Below are 21,452 nucleotides of genomic sequence, written 5' to 3' on the forward strand. Positions count from 1 at the left end.
ATTTCCCCGGGGATCTCTATACTCTGCCGTCAAAAATCATCGTTTTGTCTGTCCAGCCAGTGATTTTACATACATTTAACCAAAATTCTGCATCCTATTTCTGGACCCAGCCCCCTGCATTTGATATCATACGACTCAGATGATCCGGTCCCGCTTCCGAGCGGACCGCAGCCACAGAGGAGAGCTTGCATGTACGCTATTATCGACATCGGCTCCAATACCATCCGCCTGAATGTCTATCAGGTGGAGGAGGACGGAGCTATCCACAGCATTTTTCAAAGCAAGGAGACGGCCGGCCTGGCCGGCTATGTTCGGGAGGACGGCTCCATGAGCCGGGAGGGCCTCGACCGGGCCGCAGACGCCCTGCTCCGCTTCCGGTCCATCCTGGATGCCCTCCACATTGAGAACCGGGCGGTCTTCGCCACCGCCTCTCTGCGCAACATTACCAACAGTGAGGAGGCGGTCTTCCAGCTCCAGGAGCGCACCGGACTGATGATCCGCCTCCTCTCCGGCCGGGAGGAGGCCATCCTGGACTATGTGGGAGCCACCTCCGGCATGGAGGAGCGGGAGCAGGGCATGGTGCTGGACATCGGCGGCGGCTCCACCGAGTGGGTCTGCTTCTCTCAGGGCAGGATACGCCACGCCGCCTCCATCCCCCTGGGCTCCCTGAACCTGTATAACCGCTGTGTGGAGACCCTGCTCCCCTCCCCCAAAGAACAGGCCAAGATCCGCAAGCAGGTGAAAAAAGCGCTGGACAGCGCCCCCCTGCCCGACTTTCCCTGTCCGGTGATCTGTGGGGTGGGCGGCACCATCCGCGGGGCCGGGAAGCTGTGCAACTACCTCTACAAGCTGCCCGCCGGCAACCGCACCATCACCCTGAACATGGTGGACGGCCTCCTGGAGCGCTTCTCCGCTCCCGCTAAGGCGGACCTCCAGATCCTGCTGAAGATCGTCCCCGAGCGGGTCCACACCCTGCTCCCTGGGCTGGTCATCCTCTCCACCCTGGCCCATCGGTGCCGGGGCGACGCCATTGAGGTCAGCAGCTACGGCGTCCGGGAGGGCTTCCTGCTCACCGAGGTATTGAAACGAAGGAGCGTGACTGTCTGATGGCCCGGGAACCCCAACCTTACATGCAGAACCGCGAGCTCTCCTGGCTCACGTTCAATGAGCGGGTGCTGGAGGAGGCCCGCGATCCCTCCAATCCCCTGGCCGAGCGGCTGAAATTTGTCTCCATCTTCACCAGCAACCTGGACGAATTCTTTATGATCCGGGTGGGCAGCCTCTATGACATGGCTGTCATGGGGGACGACCAGGTGGACAGCCGCACCGGCCTGCTCCCCTCCCAGCAGCTGGAGGCCATCTACCGCCGGGCAGTCCTTCTGATGGAGCAGCGGGACCAGGTCTACGCCCAGCTCCAGACCCAGCTCCAGGCCTATGGGGTCTGCGAAGTCTCCCCTGGCCAGCTCGCCGGGAAGGACAAGGACTTTCTCAAGACCTACTTCAAGACCCAGCTGCTCCCCATCCTCTCCCCTCAAATCGTGGACATCAACCACCCCTTCCCTCACCTCCAGAACAAGAGCGTCTATGTGGTGGCCCGCCTCCATGGGAAGGACCGCAGCCTCTTCGGCATCGTCCCTGTGCCTCCCTCCGCCCCCGAGGTAGTCTATCTCCCCGGGGAGGGACTGCGCTATGTGCGCACCGAACAGCTGCTTCTGGATAACCTGAAGCGGGTCTTTGACCCCTACGGCGTGGCGGAGAAAAACTGTGTCTGCGTCACCCGCAACGCCGATATCGCCCCCCAGGACGAGGGCTTTGATGTGGACGATGACTTCCGCTGCCAGATGCAGAAGCTGCTTCACAAGCGCAAACGGATGGCCGTGGTCCGGCTGGAGTGCGCCGCTCCCCTCAGCGAGGCCCTGTCCGCCTTTCTCTGCAAGCGCTGCCACGTCGCCCCCGCCCAGATCTTCCTCTCCCAGGCTCCCATGCGCATGGGGTTTGTCCACCCCATGCTGAAAAAGCTGCCGGAACCCCTCCACAGTGCGCTGCTCTACCCGCCCTTCTCCCCCCAGACGCCCCCCAAGCCCAAGCGGGAGACCTATCTCCACCTGGTCCAGCGCCGGGACCTGCTTCTCAGCTACCCTTTTGAAAGCATGGAGCCCTTCCTCCGCCTGATCCGGGAGGCCGCCTCCGACCCGTCGGTCCTCTCCATCCAGATCACCATCTACCGCCTGGCCCAGAAGGCCCGGCTCGTGGAGTATCTGTGTGCGGCGGCGGAAAACGGTAAGGAGGTCACTGCCGTCATTGAGCTGCGGGCCCGCTTTGATGAGCAGAACAACATCGACTGGTCCGAGCGCCTGGAGGACGCGGGCTGCCGGGTGATCTACGGGTTCAGCGACTATAAGATCCACTCTAAGGTGTGTCTCATCACCCTGAAAGGCAAATCCGGCATCCAGTACGTCACCCAGATCGGCACCGGCAACTACAACGAGAAGACCTCAGAGCAGTACACAGACCTCTCCCTCATCACCGCGGATCAGGGCATCGGCCGGGATGCAGCGGAATTTTTCAAAAACATGGCTGTGGGCAATCTGGAGGGCAGCTACCACAACCTCCTGGTCTCCCCCTCCAACCTGAAGCAGATCATCCTCCTGCTCATCGGGGAAGAGACCGCCCGGGGCAGCCACGGCCGCATCATCATGAAGATGAACTCCCTCACCGACTACGATGTCATGGAAAAGCTGGCCGAGGCCTCTCGTGCAGGGGTTCGGGTCGATCTCATCATCCGCGGCATCTGCTGCCTGCGGCCCGGCGTCCCCGGCCACACGGAGCACATCTCCGTCACCAGCGTGGTGGGGCGCTTTTTGGAGCACTCCCGCATCTATAGCTTTGGCTCTGGAGAGAACCAGCGCCTCTTCCTGGGTTCGGCGGACATGATGACCCGCAACACCCAGCGCCGGGTGGAGGTCATCTGTCCCGTCTATGCCACCCACACCAAGGCCCGCTTGAATCACATTCTGGACATCCTGCTGCGGGACACCGTGAAGGCCCGGGCCCTGGACAGTGAAGGGAGCTATCAAAAAAAAGTGCCCGCCCCGGGCGCCCCCGGCCTCTCCTCTCAGGACTTCTTCATGGACGAGGCCGTTCGGAGCTGCCGGGAGGTGGAATTTGCCGCCCGTGCCCTGCCCTCCGGCCCCTTGGGCGGCCTGCTGCGCCGTCTCCGCCGCCGCGGATGAGCCCCGCCGTCCGCCCGGCCCCCGTTCTCTGCGCCGGTTTCCTTCCTGCCGTTTCCCTGATCTGAAAATGATGGAAAATCAACAAAAACAGGAAAGCCTTTTCCTGCATAGTCCGCTTCTCCAGGGCAATGCTATGCTCGGATGTTCCATCCAACGAAACAAAGAAGATCAAAATGAACAGGTAAAGGAGAAACGAATTATGTCTACCAACAAGCAGTCTCTGGTCCCCAATGCCCGCGAGGCTCTGAATAAGTTCAAGATGGAAGCGGCCAACGAGGTGGGTGTCAACCTGAAGCAGGGCTACAACGGCGACCTGACCAGCAAGCAGGCCGGTTCCGTGGGCGGCCAGATGGTCAAGAAGATGATCGAAGCCTACGAGAACGGCATGAAGTAATTGCCGCCTCTCTGATCGGATGCGGAAGGCGTCCCCCCGCTGTCCCCTATGGGCTGCGGGGGGACGCTTGCTTTTTCCCCGAAAGATCAAAAAAAATTAAAAACCTCTTTACAACATTACATTAGCGTGCTAAAATGTGAAAGTGTCAAATGCTCTGTTTTTGACCAATCTGCATTTTGGAGGATCTCTCGGTATGAAAAAGATGTTGTCTCTTGTAATGGCAATCACTATGTGCCTGTCTCTGGCCGCCTGCTCTGGCGGGACCACTTCTCAGGGGGAGAGCAGCCAGTCTCCCGCTGCCAGCACCCCCGCCGCCAGCTCCAGCCAGGGGGCATCCAGCACTCCCGCGGACGCGGAAAGCGACCTGGCCTATGTCCAGGACCAGGGCACCCTGTATGTGGGTATCACCAATTTCGCCCCGATGGACTATAAGGAAGCGGGGAGTGACGAGTGGATCGGCTTTGATGCCGACATGGCCAAGGCCTTTGCCGAGAGCCTGGGCGTGAACGTGGAGTTCCAGGAGATCACCTGGGACTACAAGGTCCAGGAGCTGGACTCCAAGACCATTGACTGTGTATGGAACGGCATGACCATCAATGACGAGGTCACCGCCGCCATGGGCGTCTCCGAGCCCTACTGCACCAACTATCAGACCCTGGTCTACCCCGCCGACAGGGCGGCGGACTTTGAGGGGCTGACCTCTCTGGAGGGGCTGAGCATCGCCGTAGAGTCCGGCTCCGCCGGTGAGGACGCCGCCAAGGAGCTGGGGGCCACCACCGTGCCCGTGCAGTCCCAGGCCAACACCCTGATGGAGGTCGCCTCCGGCACCTCCGATGCCGCTGTTATCGACGTGCTCATGGCCGCCGAGATGACCGGCGAGGGCACCAGCTACGGCGATCTGGTGTACGACCTTAACCTTAACGACATAAGAGCAGAGGCATCTGAGTTCTACGGCGTGGGCTTCCGCAAGGGCTCTGACCTGGTGGATGCTTTCAACGAGTTCTGGAAGCAGGCCGTGGCTGACGGCACCGTGGAGCAGATTGCTGCCACCTATGGCCTGCAGGATGCCGTCATCCTGGAGTAAACGATCTCCGCAGCTGAATCCCTTGAAAGCAGAGAGCGGGTCCGCTCTCTGCTTTTGAGCGGTTGCGCCCCACTATCACAGACAGAGAGGACGACCCCTATGCTCGACTTTTTTCAATCACCAGTGACCCAGACGGTACTGATAGCCTTGAACCAGGGGTTTCTTGTGACCCTGGAGCTGTTTTTCGTGACCCTGATCGGGGCGCTCCCTCTGGGGCTGGTCATCGCCTTCGGCTCCATGAACCGCTGGACGCCCCTGTCCCGGCCCACCCGGTGGGTCCTGCTCCGCCGGGGGCAGGAGCCCGGCCGGGTGGCCCGGGCGCTCATTTCCTTCCGCCCCATCAGCCTGGTCACCCGTCTGCTGGTCTGGATTGTCCGGGGCACGCCCCTGATCCTGCAGATCATCGCCCTGTTTTATGTGCCCGGTCTGATACTGGAGGATGGCAGCCCATGGCCCCGGGGCGAGGTGGGACGGATGGCGGCGGTATGCGTGGCCTTCATCATCAACTACGCCTTCTATTTTTCCGAGATCTACCGGGGCGGCATCCAGGGGGTGCCGGCGGGGCAGAACGAGGCCGGCCTGGTGCTGGGCATGACCAAGCGGCAGATTTTTTTCAAGGTCACCCTGCTCCAGATGGTCAAGCGCATCGTGCCCCCCATGTCCAACGAGATCATCACCCTGGTCAAGGACACCTCCCTGGCCCGTGCCATTGCGCTGCAGGAGGTCATCTGGGCGGCTGAGTCCTTCATGAAGGGCAATCAGGGGATCTCCGGCCTGTGGTGGCCGCTGATGTTCACGGCGGTCTACTACCTGGCCTTCAGCGCCATCGTGACCATGGTGCTGGGCCGGCTGGAAAAGAAGCTGGACTACTTCCGGGTATAAGGGGGAGCGAACATGCCGATCTTAGAAGTACATCATATTGAAAAGCACTTTGGCGCGACCCGGGTGCTGGAGGACATCAGCTTTGACCTGGAGCAGGGCCAGGCTCTGGCCATCATCGGCTCCTCCGGCAGCGGCAAGACCACCCTGCTGCGGTGCCTGAACTTTCTGGAGACCCCCGACCAGGGGCAGATCGTCGTCCAGGGGGACACTCTGTTCGACGCCGACGATCCCGCCACCCAGCGGGAGAGCGAGGTGCGGAAAAAGCGGCTCCATTTCGGCCTGGTGTTCCAGTCCTTCAACCTGTTCCCCCAGTACACCGCCCTGCGGAACGTCACCCTGGCCAAGGAGCTCCTCAGCCAGGAACGGCCTGACTTCAAAGCCAACCGGAAGCAGATCCTGGAGGAGATCCAGGCCGAGGGCCGGGAGCTGCTGGCCAAGATGGGTCTGAGTGACCGCGCGGACCACTACCCCAGTCAGCTCTCCGGCGGCCAGCAGCAGCGGGTGGCCATCGCCCGGGCCCTGGCCCTCCACCCGGACATTCTTTGCTTTGATGAGCCCACCTCCGCCCTGGACCCGGAGCTCACCGGTGAGGTGCTCAAGGTCATCCGCTCCCTGGCGGAGCAGAAGACCACCATGATCATCGTCACCCACGAGATGGCCTTCGCCCGGGATGTGGCCGATCAGGTCATCTTCATGGACGGCGGCGTCATTGTGGAGCAGGGCCCAGCCCATCAGGTCATCGAGCACCCCTCTCAGGAGCGCACCCGGCAGTTCCTCTCCCGGTATGCGGAGAGTTGAGCACACCACAATTTTAAACCTCACCAGTGGGAGCTTCTTGTATAAGGAAGCTCCCACTTAGCTTGTGGAAAAAACCTCCTGCTCGGAGTTCCAGCGCCCGCAGGCAGCCGAGCAAGGTTTGATTGCGTCATTTCTCAGGGCATGTGCCTTAGAAATGATGCTTTTCATGAAATCTTTACCCACAATTCTGCAAGGAATTGTGGGTAAACTTTTCTAAGCTCCTGCTCGAAAAAGCGGCAGAGCTACTTTTTCAACAGTCTCACCGTCCTGACTCCACATTCTTTTCCCCTCCCCTGCATAGAATGGAGCGGAGGTGAAATGACCTTGGATCTGAGAAACAACACCATTACGGTGGGGGAGCTGCTGGATAACCGGGCCTCCCGGTCTGTATTCCAGCGCCGGTTTGGGAAATTCATGAACCACCCGCTGGTGGGGGCCTCCCGGTCCCTGACCCTGGCTCAGCTGGCGGAGATGGCCGCCGTCTGGCTGCCCCAGAGGACCATCCAGGAGACCATTCAGGAGCTGCGTCAGCTGTAACATGACATAACGCACAGGGGGCGTGCCCAGCAGGCGCGCCCCCTGTGCGTCTGGCCCCTATCGGGAGGACACCTCCTCCAGCCCGGAGCCCGCCGCTTCCGGCCCTGAGGCGCCGCATCCGGCCAGCAGCGGCAGCAGGACCAGCGCCGCCGTCCCTCCAGCTCTTCTTTTTCTCATCCTCCGTCCCCCTCTCCCTATCCATATGAAACAGCCGGGAGGTCCTTCCACCTCCCGGCTGCCGCCGCGCTCAGCCCTCCTGGGCCGGCTGGTCCTCCTCCGGAAGCGCCAGCTCAGGGGCCGCCGGGTCAGTGAACACTTTTTGAAAGATCTCGCCGCTCATGGTCTCATGGACCAGCAGATAGCGTGCGGTGAGCTCCAGCTCCTGCCGCCGCCGGGTCAGGATCTCTTCACACCGGGCATAGGCCCGGTCCACGATCGCCTTGACCTCCTCGTCGATCTGGCCTGCCACCTCCTCGGAGTAGGTCCGGGCCTGGGCCATGGTGCGGCCGATGAACACTTCATCGTTCTCGTTGCCGTAGGCGATGGTCCCCAGCCGCTCGCTCATGCCGTACTTGGTGACCATAGCCCGGGCAGTCTGAGACGCCTTCTGGATGTCGCTGGAGGCACCGGTGGAGATGTCGTTGAGCACCAGCTGCTCCGCCACCCGGCCGCCCAGGCAGACAGCAATGCGCTCCTCCAGCTCCCGCTTGGACAGATAGGCCCGGTCCTCCCTGGGCAGAGAGATGGTCATGCCTCCCGCCTGTCCCCGGGGCACGATGGTAATCTGGTGCACGGGGTCCTGGCTGTCCAGCTCGTGGATCACCACGGCGTGGCCCGCCTCGTGGTAGGCGGTAAGCCGCCTGGCATGGGGCGTCACCACCCGGCTGCGCTTCTCCGGGCCGGCAATTACTTTCATCATGGCCTCGTGGAGGTCCTGGCGGGTAATGAAACGCCGGTCCTCCCGGGCAGAGAGCAGAGCCGCCTCATTGAGCAGGTTCTCCAGATCCGCACCGGTGAAGCCGGAGGTGGCCTTCGCCACATCGGAGAGGGATACGTCCTCCGCCAGGGGCTTCTTCCGGGCGTGGACCTTCAGGATCTCCTCCCGGCCCTTGATGTCGGGCAGTCCCACATAGATCTGGCGGTCGAACCGGCCAGGCCGCAGCAGGGCGGGGTCCAGGATGTCCGGCCGGTTGGTGGCCGCCATGACGATGACCCCCTCATTGGAGCCAAAGCCGTCCATCTCCACCAGCAGCTGGTTCAGGGTCTGTTCCCGCTCGTCGTGGCCGCCGCCCAGGCCGGCGCCCCGCTGCCGGCCCACCGCGTCGATCTCGTCGATGAACACGATGGCGGGGGCGTCCTTCTTGGCCTGGTCGAACAGGTCCCGCACCCGGCTGGCACCCACACCCACATACAGCTCCACGAAGTCAGAGCCCGAGATGGACAGGAAGTGGACCCCCGCCTCGCCGGCCACCGCCTTGGCGATGAGGGTCTTGCCCGTGCCCGGAGGCCCCACCAGCAGCACGCCCTTGGGGATGCGGGCGCCCAGGGCGGTGAACTTCTGGGGGTCCCGGAGGAACTCCACGATCTCTTCCAGCTCCTCCTTCTCCTCATCCGCACCGGCCACATCGTTAAAGGTGACCTTCTTCCCCTGGTCTGCCAGGGTGCGGGTGCGGGCATGGCCGAAGCGGGACGGCCCCCCTCCTCCGCCGCCCCCAGTGTTCTGCCGCAGATACATGGTGTACATCAGGATGCCGAAGCCCAGCAGGATCACCAGGTAGGGCACATAGACGAACCACCAAGGCTCCGCCCAGCCGGCGGGGTAGTCATAGTCCTGGATGATCCCAGCCTGGCGCTGGCTGTCGATAAGCTCGTGCAGGTCGTTATAGAACACATTGAAGTCGGCCAGGTGGTACTTCAGGGTGGAGGTGTCCTCCCCCTCCCCCCGCAGAGTCAGAGTGAGCACATTGTCCTCCACGGAGAAGTACTTCACCTTCTCCTGCTCAAAGAGCAGGCGGATCTCATTATAAGTGGGGTCATCCGGCTCGTTCATCTGCTGCACCGCATTGAAGGTGAACACCATCACCAGGATGGCCAGCAGATAGAAGATCAGGTCCCGCGCGCTGAACCGTTTCAGGAAAACCACGTCCTTTCCGGCGGATCACAAATTTCAGGAGGCCGCCGCCCTCCAAGTCTCTCCGGCTCAGCCGCCGTAGACCTCCGGCTTCAGGATGCCGATGTAGGGCAGGTTCCGGTAATGCTCTGCGTAATCCAGCCCATAGCCCACCACAAAGGCGTCTGGAATGGTGAAGCCGGAGTAGTGGACCTCCACTGGCTTGACCCGGCGCTCCGGCTTGTCCAGCAGGGTACACAGCCGGATGGAGGCCGGGCTGCGCTGCTCCAGCACCTTCAGCAGATAGCTCAGGGTGTTTCCGCTGTCCAGGATATCCTCCACCACGATGATGTTCTTCCCCGTGATGTCGCTGGACAGGTCCTTGGTGATCTGCACCTGGCCGCTGGAGGAGGTCCCGCCGCCATAGGAGGACACCGCCATGAAGTCCACCGTACAGGGCAGATCGATGCGCCGGCACAGGTCCGCCATGAACACAAAGGAACCTCGGAGCACGCTGACCAGCATGATCTCCTGTCCGACGTAGTCCCGGTTGATCTCACCGGCGATCTCCTTCACCCGCTGGGCCAGCTGTTCCTCTGAAAACAGTATTTCCTGGATATCCTTTTCCAACATGAAATATTCTCCTTTTCTTTTCGCCGTAATATGCCAGCAGGGCTCCCCCAGGCGGGGCAGAAAGGCCGCGTCCGGCCCCAGCTCCGCCACCGCAGCCACCCTGCCGCCGCTGTCCAGCACAGGGACGGTATCCCGCAGGTGCCTGGGCAGCTTCTGGTCGATCATGATTTTTTTCACGGTTCGGCCCGGACGGCCCGGACGCTCCAGCCGGTCCCCGGTCCTCCGGGGACGGACGGTGAGCCCCTCTGCCCCAGCCAGCCAGAATTCCCGGCCCGACTGGGGCTCCCCTTGGTACACCGCTGCCGCGCAGGTCAGGGTCCACTCCCCCGTCCGCAGCTGCCCGGGCATGGGGAGGGATGCCTCCTCCAGTGCCGGGGGCGCAGTCTCCCGGGTGAGCACCAGCATCTCATACTCCCGTCGGGCGGTGATGCCCTCCGGCAGATCCAGCCGGGCAGAGGGGTCCCTCCCCCGGCACAGGGCCACCACCCCCCCCAGATGGGGGGCGGCCAGATCGGTATCTCCGTCCCGCAGGCGGGCCAGCAGCAGCCGGGCCGCCCGGGGCGCCAAGGCGTCAGGCAGATCCCCCACCGCTGCCGCGGGCAGGCGGAGGGTCCCCGCGCGGGGGAGGAGGTCCGCCACCGCCTTTTCCGCCAGGCCGGTGAGGTAGTCCTCGTCTGTCCGCAGCAGGGCTGCGGTCTCCGCCGTCCGTCTGGCGAAGCCGGGGCACATGTCCTCCAGCTCCGGCACCACCTGCCAGCGCAGGCGGTTGCGGGAAAAGGACTCGTCCCTGTTGGAGCTGTCCTCCACATGGGGCAGTCCGTAGAGGCGCAGATATTCCTCCACCTGGGCCCGTGTGGTGGTGAGCATGGGGCGGATCAGCCCCTCCCCCACCGGGCGGATGCCGGTCAGCCCCCGCAGGCCGCTGCCCCGGAGCAGGTGGAGCAGGATGGTCTCTCCATTGTCATCCGCGGTGTGGGCGGTGGCGATCAGGGCTCCGCCCAGCTCTGCCGCGGTCTCCCGGAGGAAGGCGTAACGCATCTCCCGGGCGGTCTCCTCCAGGCCTCGTCCCAGCTCTCCGGCCTGGGCAGCCACGTCGCCCCGGCCCACATAGAGGGGGACACCGGGCAGCTCATGTCCGTCCACCTGGGCGGGGCCGCACCACTGGGCGACGAAGCGGCGGACGAATGCTTCGTCCCGCCGGGATTCCTCCCCCCGCAGCTGATGGTTGTAGTGGGCGGCAGCCAGACGGAACCCCATCCGCTCCCGGAGCAGGTACAGCCGGTGCAGGAGATACACCGAGTCCGCCCCCCCAGAGCAGGCGCACAGCACCGTGCTCCCCGGCGGGATCATTCCGTAGGTCTCGATGAGGGTGTTCAGCCCATGGAACGGGCTGGAATGGGCCATGGTCAATACTCCTCATGGGTCCGGTCGATGGAGGAGAAGGTGGTGTACTCAGGCAGCCACTGGAGCTCCACCGTCCGGGTCTCCCCGTGCCGGTTTTTGGCGATAATGCACTCGGCCAGGTTGTGGTTTTCTGATTCTTTCTCGTAGTAGTCCTCCCGGTAGAGGAACATGACGATATCGGCGTCCTGCTCGATGGCCCCCGATTCCCGCAGATCTGAGAGCATGGGCCGCTTATTGGTCCGGCTCTCGTTGGCACGGGAGAGCTGAGACAGGCACAGCACCGGCACGTTCAGTTCCTTGGCCATGATCTTCAGGGCCCGGGAGATGTCGGAGACGATCTGCTGCCGGTTGTCGCCGCTGCGCTCCTTTCCGCCGGCGGAGGTCATCAGCTGGAGGTAGTCGATGACCACCAGCCCCAGGTCCTCCACCCGGCGGCATTTGGCGTTGATATCGGCCACCGACACCGTAGAGTCGTCGTCGATGAGGATCTTAGTGCGGTTCAGGGCGTCGGCGGCGGCGGCCACTTTCTCCCAGTCGCTCTCATTGAGCTTTCCGGTCACCAGCTTTTTGTTGTCCACAAAGGATTCGTTGGAGATCAGGCGCAGCACCAGCTGCTCCCGGCTCATCTCCAGGGAGAAAAAGGCCACGCTCTTCCCGGAGAACTTGCCCGCGTGGAGCAGGATGTTCAGCGCCATGGAGGTCTTTCCCATGCCGGGCCGGGCGGCCAGCAGGATCAGGTCGGACTTGTTCAGGCCGGAGATGGCCAGATCCAGGTCCCCCAGTCCGGTGGACAGGCCGGGCACCGCCGCGTCGCTGGCGGCCAGCTCATTGAGCCGGTCATACACATCCAGCAGCACGGCGGAGATGGGTGTCAGTCCCCGGGCGGCCCGCCCCTGCCGGATGGCGTAGATCCGCTGCTCCGCCGCCTCCAGCACGTCCTGGCCGCTGTCTGTGCCCTGCTGGACCATAGCGGTCATGTCCCCCGCCGTCTCGGCGATGCGCCGCAGCAGGGTCTTGTCCTTGATGATGGCCACGTACTCCCCCACGTTGGCCGCAGTGGGCGTGGTGTCCATCAGCTGGAGGATGTAGTTGCGGGAGACATTCTCGTCGTAGACCCCGTTTTTCCGCATGTTCTCCAGCACCGTCACCGGGTCGATGGTGAGGGAGAAGTTGAACATGGAGTAAATGGTCTCGTAGATCTCCCGGTTCTGCCGGATATAGAAGTCCTCCGGCCGGAGCTGCTCGATCACATCCGGGACACAGCGGGGGTCGATGAGCATGGAGCCCAGCACGGCCTGCTCCGCCTCCACAGAATGGGGGAGCTGCTTAAGGAGCAGCTCTTCCTCTTCCAGCGCCATATGAGACCACCTGCCTTCCAAATCAGGAATTCAAAATCGAGAGTTCGGGATTTTGGTGCCCGGAACCGCCGGGCGGTGGGAGGGCCGCGCATCAACGCTCTGCACAGCGCCCCTCTCCTCACCCCTCACCTTCCTTCTCAGGCCTCCGCCACCATGACGTTTACCGTGCCGACCACCTCATAGCCCAGCTTGGCGCGGATCTGATAGCCGCCGCAGGCCTTGATGGGTTCGTCCAGAACCAGCTTGGTCTTGGCGATTTCCACCTGGTGCTGCTCGGCCAGGGCCTCGGAGATCTCCTTGGCCGTCACAGCGCCGAAGAGGCGCCCGCCCTCGCCGGCCTTGGCGGTGATCTTCACCATCAGTCCCTCCAACTGCTTGGCGGTGGCCTCGGCCTGCGCCTTCTCGGCGGCCTCCTGGGCCTTGCGTGCCTTCTCCTGCTGCTTCATGGTGTTGATATTGTCCGCCGTGGCAGAGACGGCCAGCTTCCGGGGCAGAAGGAAGTTGCGGGCGTATCCGTCGGAGACCTCCACCATCTGGCCCTTCTTGCCCTGGCCCTTGACATCCTGCTGTAAAATCACTTTCATGTTGTGTTCCTCCAAATACTATCAGTAATAATTTTAGGAAATATCTTATTTGGGAATGAGCGGCTCCCTCAGGAGTCCTCCTCCAGATAGCGGTCGATGGCCTGTGTCAGCTCCACGGCCACCTGTTCCAGCGTCTTGCCCGCCACCTGTCCGCCGGCGGCGGCGGCGTTGCCTCCGCCCCCCAGCTGCTCCAGGATGACCTGGACGTTGGTGTCTCCCATGGAGCGGCCTGAGATGATGATCTGCTCCCCGTCGGGAAAGAGCACAAAGGAGGTGCTGATCCCCACGATGTTCAGCAGCTCGTCCGCCGCCTGGGCCGCTGTCACCCGGCCCACCGTGTGGTCCACCACGGCAATGGCGATGTGGTCCCGGTACAGCTTCGCATTCTGGATGATATCGTATTTGGCGATGGTGCCGGACAGGTCGTTCTGGAACAGCCGCTTCACCTCCCCGGTGTCGGCGCCGGAGCGGCGCAGGAAAGCTGCCGCCTCAAAGGTGCGGCCGCCGGTGCGCATGGTGAAGTTCTTGGTATCCAGCACGATGCCCGCCAGCAGGGCTTCCGCCTCTGTGCGGAGCAGGTCGGTGGGCTCTGCGATGTACTGGAGCAGCTCGGTGACCAGCTCACAGGCGGAGGAGGCGTAGGGCTCGTGGTAGTTCAGCGCCGCTCCCTCGATATAGGTGGCCGCCCGCCGGTGGTGGTCGATGACCGCCACCCGGTTGCAGGACTCCAGCAGCTCCTGGGCTTGGACCTGCTCCGGGCGGTTGGTGTCCACCACCACCACCAGGGAGCGGCTGTCCGCCGCCACCAGGGCCTCCTGGGCACTGAGGAAATTCCCCCGGTACTCGGGCAGCTGGTCCAGCTTATCCAGGATGGGCTTGGAGGGATTGGTCCCCCCCTCCCGGATGATGTAGGCGGGGACTCCTTTTTTCCGGGCGATGGCGCACACGCCCACCGCGGCGCCGGTGGCGTCCATGTCGGGCATCTTGTGGCCCATGATGAACAGTTTGGAGGAGTCGGACACCAGGGCGGACAGGGCGTTTGCCATCACCCGGCTCTTCACCTTTGTGCGCTTCTCCGTCTCGGTGGAGTGGCCTCCATAAAACTCAAAGGTGAACTTGTTGCGGATGACCGCCTGGTCTCCCCCCCGGGAGAGGGCCATCTCAATGGACAGGTTGGCGTACTGCATCAGCTCCTGGAAGCTGCCGCCGTCCTTGCCGATGCCGATGGACAGGGTCGCCGCCAGGCCGCTGGAATTGACCACCTGGTGGATGGTGTCCAGGATGTCGAACTTCTGGTCCACGAACCGGGACAGGTACTGCTCCTCGAACAGGAGCAGGTAACGGTCCCGCTCCATTCTGCGGAGCATGCCCCCGGTGCCCGCCACCCAGGCATCCAGCCGGGCGTTGACCTCGGCGTAGATGGTGGATCGCTGGTTCTCCGTCTGGTTCTTCATCAGGTCCTCATAGTTGTCCAGCAGCAGCACCGCCATCACCGGGCGGCTCCCCCGGAACTGGTCCCGCACCTGGCAGAACTCGGTCACGTCCACCCAGTAGGTGGTGGCCAGGAAGCCCCCCTCCCGGCCCGAGGCCCGGACCAGGTGTCCGTACACCAGAAAGCGGCGGGGACCGAAGGTGACCTCGGTGGGACACTCGTTTTTCCCCTCCATGAGCCAGCGGGTATCAAAATCCGGGATCACGCTGCTCAGCTTGGCGTCGAACAGGTGCTCCTTCTCCCCTGCCAGATGGAGAAAACGGTCATTGGTCCAGATGATGTCGTCGCTCTCCGGCCGGAAGATCACCATGGGCAGGGGGGAGTTTACCATGGTGTCCTTGGTGGCCACATCCATGTTCCCGGTGACGTTCTCGATGTACTTGGCTATCTCCCGCCGCCGCCGGCGGCTGTTCTCCCGGTAATACAGCCCCAGCAGGACCACCACCACGGCCTCCGCCGCCGCCAGATACATGCTGAAAAAGGCGGATGCCGCGGCAAACAGGATCAGACAGACGAAATAGAGCTGAAAGCTTGGCTGAAGCATCTGCGTCATTTTTCGGTTCAAGATCCGTTCCTCCTCTTTGGGGCGGCCGTTCCTCCCCCTCCCGGGGGCGGGACCTCCTATCACAACAAAAAGGTCCGCCCGTCAGCAGGACCTTCTTCACGCCCCATTCCCGCGCCGTGCCGCCGTATCAGCGCGGTGATTGGTGATATTATATCAAACCCCCAGGGGAAAAACAATAGCAAACCGTCCAGGCGGGGCCATTCTCTGGGGAAATGGCGGAATTCTTTCCCTAAAAAGTTGGGCCGGCCCCACTTTTCCCACGATTACCCGTTGCGTCTGGAAAAAAAGGCTGATATAATATGGAAATACCAGAAAAGCCGTCCTCCAAACCAGGACCGCTCGATTTGAGTTTACTTTAGGAGGAAACCAAGATGCAAGAGATCAAGATCACCCGCGCCGAGCAGCGGAAGGAGAAGCCTGACTCCTCCAAGCTGGTCTTCGGCAAGTATATGACCGACCACATGTTTGTGGTGGACTATGATGAGGGTCAGGGCTGGCATGACGCCCGCATCGTCCCCTATGCCCCCCTCCAGATCGACCCAGCCGCCAAGGTCCTCCATTACGCCCAGGAGATCTTCGAGGGTCTGAAAGCCTACCGCACCGCAGACGGCTCCATCCAGCTGTTCCGCCCCATGGACAACGTGCGTCGGCTGAACCTGTCCTGCGAGCGCATTGCCCTGCCCGAGGTGCCTGAAGACCTGGCCCTGGCCGGTATCACTGAGCTGGTCAAGCTGGATCAGGAGTGGGTCCCCTATGAGAAGGACACCTCCCTGTATATCCGTCCCTTTGTCATTGGTCTGGACCCCACCCTGGGCGTCCACACCTCCCACCACTGCCAGTATATCGTCATCGTCTGCCCTGTGGGCGCCTACTACCCCGAGGGACTGGCCCCCACCAAGATCTATATCGAGGACCAGGACGTCCGCGCCGTTCGGGGCGGCACCGGCATGGCCAAGACCGGCGGCAACTACGCCGCCTCCCTGCGGGCGGGCAACCGCGCCGAGCAGAAGGGTTACACCCAGGTCCTGTGGCTGGACGGCGTCCACCGCAAATATATTGAGGAAGTAGGCGCTATGAACGTCATGTTCAAGGTGAACGGCAAGATCCTCACCCCCGACCTGAACGGTTCCGTGCTGGACGGCATCACCCGCCGCTCCTGCATCCAGCTGCTGAAGGACTGGGGCTATGAGGTGGAGGAGCGCCGCATCTCCGCCGAGGAGCTCTTCCAGGCCGCCAAGGACGGAACCCTGGAGGAGGCCTGGGGCACCGGCACCGCTGCTGTGGTCTCCCCCATCGGCGAGCTGGCCGAGGGGGACGAGAAGGCCATCATCAACCACAATGAGATCGGCCCTGTCACCCAGAAGCTGTACGACACCCTCACCGGCATTCAGTGGGGCCGCGTTCCCGATCCCCACGGCTGGATCATGAAGCTGTAAGCAGATTTTTTAAACTCAAGGGCCGCCCCGGTGGGGCGGCCCTTGAGCCTTTTTTCTGACGCCGGCTCCGCCGGACTATTTTTACAGTTTCATGGGGGGATAGAACTGCACCGAGGTCACCGGCTCCAGTCCCACCTTCTCCGCCTTCATGGCGTACTCCTCCGCGCTGCCGGTGGTGAAGATATCCAGCCGTCCGGGCTGAGGACCGTCGTTCACCAAGCCATCCCGCTCCAGATAGGCCAATACGTCCTTGGCCATCTGCTCCGCCGGGTCCAGCAGCCGCAGGTCCGGGAAGAGCCTGTGGATATTTTCCTCCACCAAGGGATAGTGGGTGCAGCCCAGCACACAGCATTCGATCTGCTCGTCCCGGACCAGTCCCTCCAGGTTCTTCTGCACATCTGCATCGATCAGCGCCTGTCCCTCCGGCCTGCCCACGTTTCGCTCCACCACGTTGGCCAGGTCAGGGCAGCCATGGCTGATGACCACCTTGTCCGGCGCTGCCTTGCCGATCAGATCCGGGTAGCAGTGAGTGGAGGCAGTGAAGCAGGTGGAGATGACTCCTACCTTATGGACATCCAAGTCCTTTACCGCGTCCGCACCCGCCTGGACTACGCTGAGCACCGGGCAGCTCATCTCATCCCGGTACTGATCAATGAGGCAGGAAATGGTGTTGCAGGCCACCAGCAGGGCCTTGACCCCCTTTTCTTCCATGAAGCGCAGCATGTAGCGGGTCATAGTGAGGATCTCCTCCGCGGTGTGGTTGCCATAGGGCGTGTTGGCCCCGTCCCCCAGATAGACCAGATTCTCCCGCGGGAGCAGCTTCTGCACCTTCCGGGCCACGCTGAAGCCGCCGATCCCCGAATCGATGATCCCAATGGGGCTTTCTTTGCTGAACATGATGATCTCCTTCTTTCTTTGTTGTCCCGCTCCGGCCCTTCCGGCCGGGCATGTCAGTGGTCTCGTTCTACTGCTCCGTCCGCTCTGTCTCTTCGGCGCCTGCCGCAGCCAGGCTCCCGTCCAAGGTGTCCAGCTCATATATCTCGGTGTCGGTGGTGATGTGCCAGACCGGGATCAGCGAGATGGGACCCCCCAGGGCGTTGGAGAGGGTATAGGCAATCTCGATCTCCCGGACCTCACTGCAGATGTCCATCCGCTCGCTCAGGCCCGCATAAAAGCGCATCAGCGCCGTCGTCGCCGTGATGGGCGTACCTGCTGTGGTCTGGGGCGTCCCGGTGAGACGCCGGCCCTCCTCGATCCGCTTCAGCTCGCCCCCCTCGTAGACCAAGGTCGCCCGACAGGGCAGCACCGGCACGCCATTCCACAGCTGCCGCAGGGTGACGCTCCCGTCCTGGGCGTTGCCCGCGCTGCTCACCACCTCCCCCTGGAAGTGGAGCAGCTCCATGGTCTCCAGAGCATGCTCCGCCATCTCCGCCCCCTCTGGGACCGGGAAGGCGCCGCTCTGAAAGTCGGCCCAGAACTCCCCGCTGCTGTGGCACTGGAGCAGCCCCCGCTCCCCCTCATAGACATAGACCTCGCCGCTACGTTCCTCCCGGGTCAGGCCATCCCCCAGCAGCGCTGCTGCCAGGGTCTGCTCTTCCTCCAGGTCCCGTTCCATGCCCATGGGCGGCAGCTCCGCAGACCTGGGCACGATGCGCTCGTCCACCTGGATGCCCCGCTCCGCCAGGAAGGAGACGGCCTGCTCCAGCGCCTTGTCCTGGAGCTGCCAGTCCCGGATCTCCCGCCAGCCCACAAAGGCCAGCAGGCACAGGTTGGTCACCAGCAGCATCAGGATGATGATATTTTTGATCTTGGGCCAGGCCACGGCTCTCCCTCCCCTCCGGTCTCTCTCACCGGGCGATCCAGCCGGCGGTGACCGTTCCGCCGCCGCTGTCCTGATATCCCAGCAGCAGCTCCCGGCCCTCCAGCCCCGCCGCCTCCATGGCGGCCATGGCCTGGAGCCGGGGCAGCACCAGCCCGCTCTCCGCCGTCTCCTCATAGCTTCTGGCCTGGAGGGTGATCTCCGCGATCTGTCCGTTCTGCACCAGGAACCGGGCCGCGCATCCCTCCTCGTACACCTGGACTGCCGCGCCGTCCAGACAGTAGCCGAACTCCACCGCCCAGCCCCCCGTGATCCGCTCCACATGGGTGAGCACCAGCCGGGCGGCCCCGCACTGGGTGCCCAGTGTCTCGGAGACCAGCACCCGGCAGGCCTCTACCGCTTCATAGGACCCCGTTCCGCCGGTGTCCGAGGCCACCGGATAACGGGATATCTCCCCCTCCGTAGTATGGTAGCGCACCGTGCCCTGGGCAGATACCCGCAGGGTGTCATACCCGTTGCGCACCACCAACTCTCCGTCGGTCCCCTGATAGGTGTAGCTGCTGCTGGCCGGGAAGTCCAGTGCCTCCAGCAGGCTGTTGAGGCCCTCCTCCCGGCTGAGGGGGTTGTAGACCTGATAGACCGCCGGCTGGGGTGTGCCCGGCATCAGCAGGGTGTAGGGAGACAGGAGGCTGTACCCCTCCTTCTCAAAGGCAAAACAGGCGCCGTTGTCCGACAGGCCGGAGACAGCGGACTCCAGCCGGCTGACGCTGATCACGTCCACCGGGCCGGCGTAAAACTGCCCGCTCTCCTCATCCTGGTAGTAGAGGAACACCTGTCCCCGGGAGGCGGCCAGTGCCAGCCGGCGCACGAACACCTCCCCCCCTGTGCTCTCCCCGGTGAGCCAGCCCGTCAGCACCGACAGGGGGACCCCCTCCATCAGGTCGAAGTACAGGCTGGGCGGGGAGGTCAGGGCGGTGCGCCACTCCCACTGGCTGACGGGGCTCATCTCTCCCCCGTCGCTCAGCGCCTCCACCAGCAGATTGGCCACCTGCTGGAATAGGGCGTCGGTGCTCTGCTGGTCATACTGTGCCCCATAGCGGATGGTGGTCTCTCCGCTCCTGCCCACTGCCGCCATCCGTACCGGGCGGACCATCTCCATCTGGCCGGGGGCCTGGGTCTGGCCCTGCCCCTCCTGGGGCGTGTCCGCCAGCAGATCTCCCAAGCTCCCGGTGCGCTGGACCCTGGTAGTCAGCCACACCGCTGAGCAGGCCAGCAGGACGATCAGCACGTCCTTGCCCAGCTCCAGCAGGCGGGCGTGCTTGCTCTTTCTATTCATGGTCCGGCCCCTCTATCTTCAGCTCCATCCGCACCGCCAGTCCCGGGCCCTCCTTGTCGGCCAGCTCCAGCACGCCCTGGTGCCGGTCGATGATCTCCTTGGCGATGGACAGGCCCAGTCCGGTCCCGCCCGACTGGCGGGACCGGGCCTTGTCCACCCGATAAAACCGCTCGAAGATGCGGGGCCGGTCCTCCGGCGGGATGCCGATGCCGTTGTCATCCACCAACATCCACACCCGGTCCCCCCGCCGTCCGGCGGAGATGACGATGCGCCCTCCGTCCGGCGTGTACTTAATGGAGTTGGACACGATGTTCATCATCACTTGGACCACTCGCTCCCGGTCGGCCACGATCTCGGGCAGCTCCGGCTCGATCTTCAGCTCAAGGGCATGGCTGTGGCGCTGGGCCTCCATATAGACCGCGTTATACAGGTCATGGAGCACCGCAGAAAAGGAGAACTGGGTCAGCTTCAAATCGGTGCGCCCCGAGTCGAACCGGGACAGGGTGAGCAGGTCCTGCACGATGTGGGTCATGCGGTCGCTCTCGTTGAGGATGACTCCCAGGAACTTCTTCTCCATGGCTGGGGGCAGGTCTCCGGCGCTGTCCACCAGCGTTTCGGCATAGCTGCGGATGTTGGTGAGGGGGGTGCGCAGCTCGTGGGACACGTTGGCCACGAACTCCCGGCGCATCTCCTCGTTCTTCCGCTGCTCGGTGACGTCGTGGATGACCACCAGTACGCCCCCCTGCCGGTCCCGGTCGAAGGGAGCCATCAGCAGCTGGAGGAATCGCTCCTCAACCGTCTGCTCCTCCTGGAGGTAGTCGGGCACCGCCAGCACCCGCTCCAGAGAGACCAGGCCGCCGAACAGCTCCCCGAAGGTGGTGTCCGTCCCGATGGGCCGGTGGAGCATCTCCTCCGCGGAGGGATTGAAGTGGATGACCTCTCCAGTCCGGGAGAAGGCCACCACGCCGTCCGTCATGTGGAGAAAGAGGGTGTTGAGCTTGTTGCGCTCGTTCTCCACCTGGCGGATGGTGTCCTGGAGCTGACCCGCCATATCGTTGAAGGTGTCGGTGAGCACGCCGATCTCGTCCCGGGAGGCCACCTCGATCTTATGGGCGAAGTCCCCCTCTGCCACCCGCATGGCTCCCTCCGTCAGCCGCTGGATGGGAGTGATCATGGTCTTGGAGAGGAGGAAGGACAGCAGCACTGAGATCACCAGACCGAACAGCAGCGCCTCCATGATCAGCAGGAAGAGCTGGTTGTTCAGGTTGGACACGGTGGCCTTGTTGTCCAGGATATAGATGATATAGTCGCTGCCGCCCCGCTGGATGGGGATGGCCACATCCATGTAATCGGCGGCCGCGTTGCTCTCGTCTCCCACCTGGCCGGACTCGATAGCCGTCATCAGGTTCCCGGTGTAGGACAAGCCGGAGGCGCCGCTCTCACCGTTGGAGCTGGCCAGCACTGAGGTCCCCTCCCCGTCCAGGATGTAGAAATTGCGGTTGCGGGTATCCACGCCCAGCTGGCCGGCATAGGCATTCAGCACCGTCTTCAGCGCCCCTGCCCCGTCGGTCTCCCCATCCGCAGCGGTGCGCAGGTCGGAGACGATCTCCTGGTCTCCGAACACTGTGCTCATCTGGCTGTAAAAGTCCTGGATGTAAAAGGCCACCACAGAGTTGATGAGGAAAGCCCCCACCACCGTCATCAGCGACAGGATGAGCAGCACCATCAGCATCACCAGCTTCATGTGCAGGCTGCGCAGCATCGGGGCACCTCCTCTCTTCTCTCTC

The 21,452-nt window shown here is 63.2% G+C and carries 17 protein-coding genes and 1 pseudogene; 8 read left to right on the top strand and 10 right to left on the bottom strand.

Going from position 1 to position 21,452, the window contains the following annotated elements:
• Positions 1 to 189: 189 nt before the first annotated feature.
• The 7 genes from L9O85_RS12450 (at position 190) to L9O85_RS12480 (ending at position 6,928) form a co-directional block, all read left to right on the top strand.
• Positions 190 to 1,107 carry a phosphatase gene (locus tag L9O85_RS12450; protein ID WP_301578782.1) on the top strand — a complete coding sequence of 306 codons (918 nt, stop codon included), beginning with the start codon at positions 190 to 192 and terminating at the stop codon, positions 1,105 to 1,107.
• A complete protein-coding gene (ppk1, locus tag L9O85_RS12455) occupies positions 1,107 to 3,233 on the top strand; it encodes a polyphosphate kinase 1 (RefSeq protein ID WP_301578783.1) in 2,127 nt (708 codons plus the stop codon). Before L9O85_RS12450 ends, ppk1 begins: the two co-directional genes overlap by 1 nt.
• Before the next feature lie 199 nt (positions 3,234 to 3,432).
• Positions 3,433 to 3,627, top strand: a complete 195-nt coding sequence (locus L9O85_RS12460; RefSeq protein WP_108980570.1) for an alpha/beta-type small acid-soluble spore protein — start codon at positions 3,433 to 3,435, stop codon at positions 3,625 to 3,627.
• Positions 3,628 to 3,820: 193 nt separating this feature from the next.
• Positions 3,821 to 4,711, top strand: a complete 891-nt coding sequence (locus tag L9O85_RS12465) for a transporter substrate-binding domain-containing protein (protein ID WP_301578784.1) — start codon at positions 3,821 to 3,823, stop codon at positions 4,709 to 4,711.
• A gap of 99 nt (positions 4,712 to 4,810) precedes the next feature.
• Positions 4,811 to 5,593 carry an amino acid ABC transporter permease gene (locus tag L9O85_RS12470; RefSeq protein ID WP_050623474.1) on the top strand — a complete coding sequence of 261 codons (783 nt, stop codon included), beginning with the start codon at positions 4,811 to 4,813 and terminating at the stop codon, positions 5,591 to 5,593.
• Positions 5,594 to 5,605: 12 nt separating this feature from the next.
• Positions 5,606 to 6,391 (top strand): amino acid ABC transporter ATP-binding protein, encoded by a 786-nt coding sequence (locus L9O85_RS12475; RefSeq protein WP_108980568.1) that lies wholly within the window; start codon positions 5,606 to 5,608, stop codon positions 6,389 to 6,391.
• Positions 6,392 to 6,709: 318 nt separating this feature from the next.
• The gene (locus L9O85_RS12480) at positions 6,710 to 6,928 is read left to right on the top strand and encodes a hypothetical protein (protein WP_242850285.1); all 219 of its coding nucleotides are present in this window, start codon (positions 6,710 to 6,712) and stop codon (positions 6,926 to 6,928) included.
• A gap of 247 nt (positions 6,929 to 7,175) precedes the next feature.
• Here L9O85_RS12480 and ftsH read toward each other — a convergent pair whose 3' ends face one another.
• From ftsH to L9O85_RS12510, 6 genes and pseudogenes are all read right to left on the bottom strand, one after another.
• A complete protein-coding gene (gene ftsH, locus L9O85_RS12485) occupies positions 7,176 to 9,071 on the bottom strand; it encodes an ATP-dependent zinc metalloprotease FtsH (RefSeq protein ID WP_256182037.1) in 1,896 nt (631 codons plus the stop codon).
• Between the two features lie 57 nt (positions 9,072 to 9,128).
• A complete protein-coding gene (gene hpt, locus L9O85_RS12490) occupies positions 9,129 to 9,671 on the bottom strand; it encodes a hypoxanthine phosphoribosyltransferase (protein WP_050625406.1) in 543 nt (180 codons plus the stop codon).
• Between the two features lie 39 nt (positions 9,672 to 9,710).
• Positions 9,711 to 11,075, bottom strand: a pseudogene (gene tilS / locus L9O85_RS12495) (tRNA lysidine(34) synthetase TilS); the annotation flags it as partial.
• A gap of 2 nt (positions 11,076 to 11,077) precedes the next feature.
• Entirely contained in the window at positions 11,078 to 12,433 is a 1,356-nt protein-coding gene (gene dnaB / locus L9O85_RS12500) for a replicative DNA helicase (RefSeq protein WP_050623472.1), read from the bottom strand.
• 137 nt (positions 12,434 to 12,570) lie between these two features.
• Positions 12,571 to 13,017 (bottom strand): 50S ribosomal protein L9, encoded by a 447-nt coding sequence (gene rplI / locus L9O85_RS12505; RefSeq protein WP_050623471.1) that lies wholly within the window; start codon positions 13,015 to 13,017, stop codon positions 12,571 to 12,573.
• 68 nt (positions 13,018 to 13,085) lie between these two features.
• A complete protein-coding gene (locus L9O85_RS12510) occupies positions 13,086 to 15,074 on the bottom strand; it encodes a DHH family phosphoesterase (RefSeq protein WP_301578789.1) in 1,989 nt (662 codons plus the stop codon).
• Between the two features lie 371 nt (positions 15,075 to 15,445).
• On the opposite strand from L9O85_RS12510, the gene L9O85_RS12515 reads away from it, so the two are divergent.
• Positions 15,446 to 16,510: a branched-chain amino acid aminotransferase gene (locus L9O85_RS12515; RefSeq protein ID WP_108980565.1), complete on the top strand. Its 1,065-nt coding sequence runs from the start codon at positions 15,446 to 15,448 to the stop codon at positions 16,508 to 16,510.
• Positions 16,511 to 16,591: 81 nt separating this feature from the next.
• On the opposite strand, the gene murI is transcribed toward L9O85_RS12515, so the two are convergent.
• The 4 genes from murI to L9O85_RS12535 all read right to left on the bottom strand — a co-directional run bounded on the left by murI (position 16,592) and on the right by L9O85_RS12535 (position 21,427).
• A complete protein-coding gene (gene murI, locus L9O85_RS12520) occupies positions 16,592 to 17,407 on the bottom strand; it encodes a glutamate racemase (RefSeq protein WP_301578792.1) in 816 nt (271 codons plus the stop codon).
• A 67-nt stretch (positions 17,408 to 17,474) separates the two neighbouring features.
• A complete protein-coding gene (locus tag L9O85_RS12525; protein ID WP_301578794.1) occupies positions 17,475 to 18,332 on the bottom strand; it encodes a hypothetical protein in 858 nt (285 codons plus the stop codon).
• A 25-nt stretch (positions 18,333 to 18,357) separates the two neighbouring features.
• Complete coding sequence (locus L9O85_RS12530; protein ID WP_301578796.1) at positions 18,358 to 19,665, bottom strand: hypothetical protein; 1,308 nt, start codon at positions 19,663 to 19,665, stop codon at positions 18,358 to 18,360.
• Complete coding sequence (locus L9O85_RS12535; protein ID WP_050623466.1) at positions 19,658 to 21,427, bottom strand: ATP-binding protein; 1,770 nt, start codon at positions 21,425 to 21,427, stop codon at positions 19,658 to 19,660. The genes L9O85_RS12530 and L9O85_RS12535 overlap by 8 nt, the downstream gene beginning before the upstream one ends.
• Positions 21,428 to 21,452: the final 25 nt, after the last annotated feature.

Source organism: Lawsonibacter asaccharolyticus (genome assembly GCF_022453915.1).
Lineage (GTDB): Bacteria > Bacillota > Clostridia > Oscillospirales > Oscillospiraceae > Lawsonibacter > Lawsonibacter asaccharolyticus.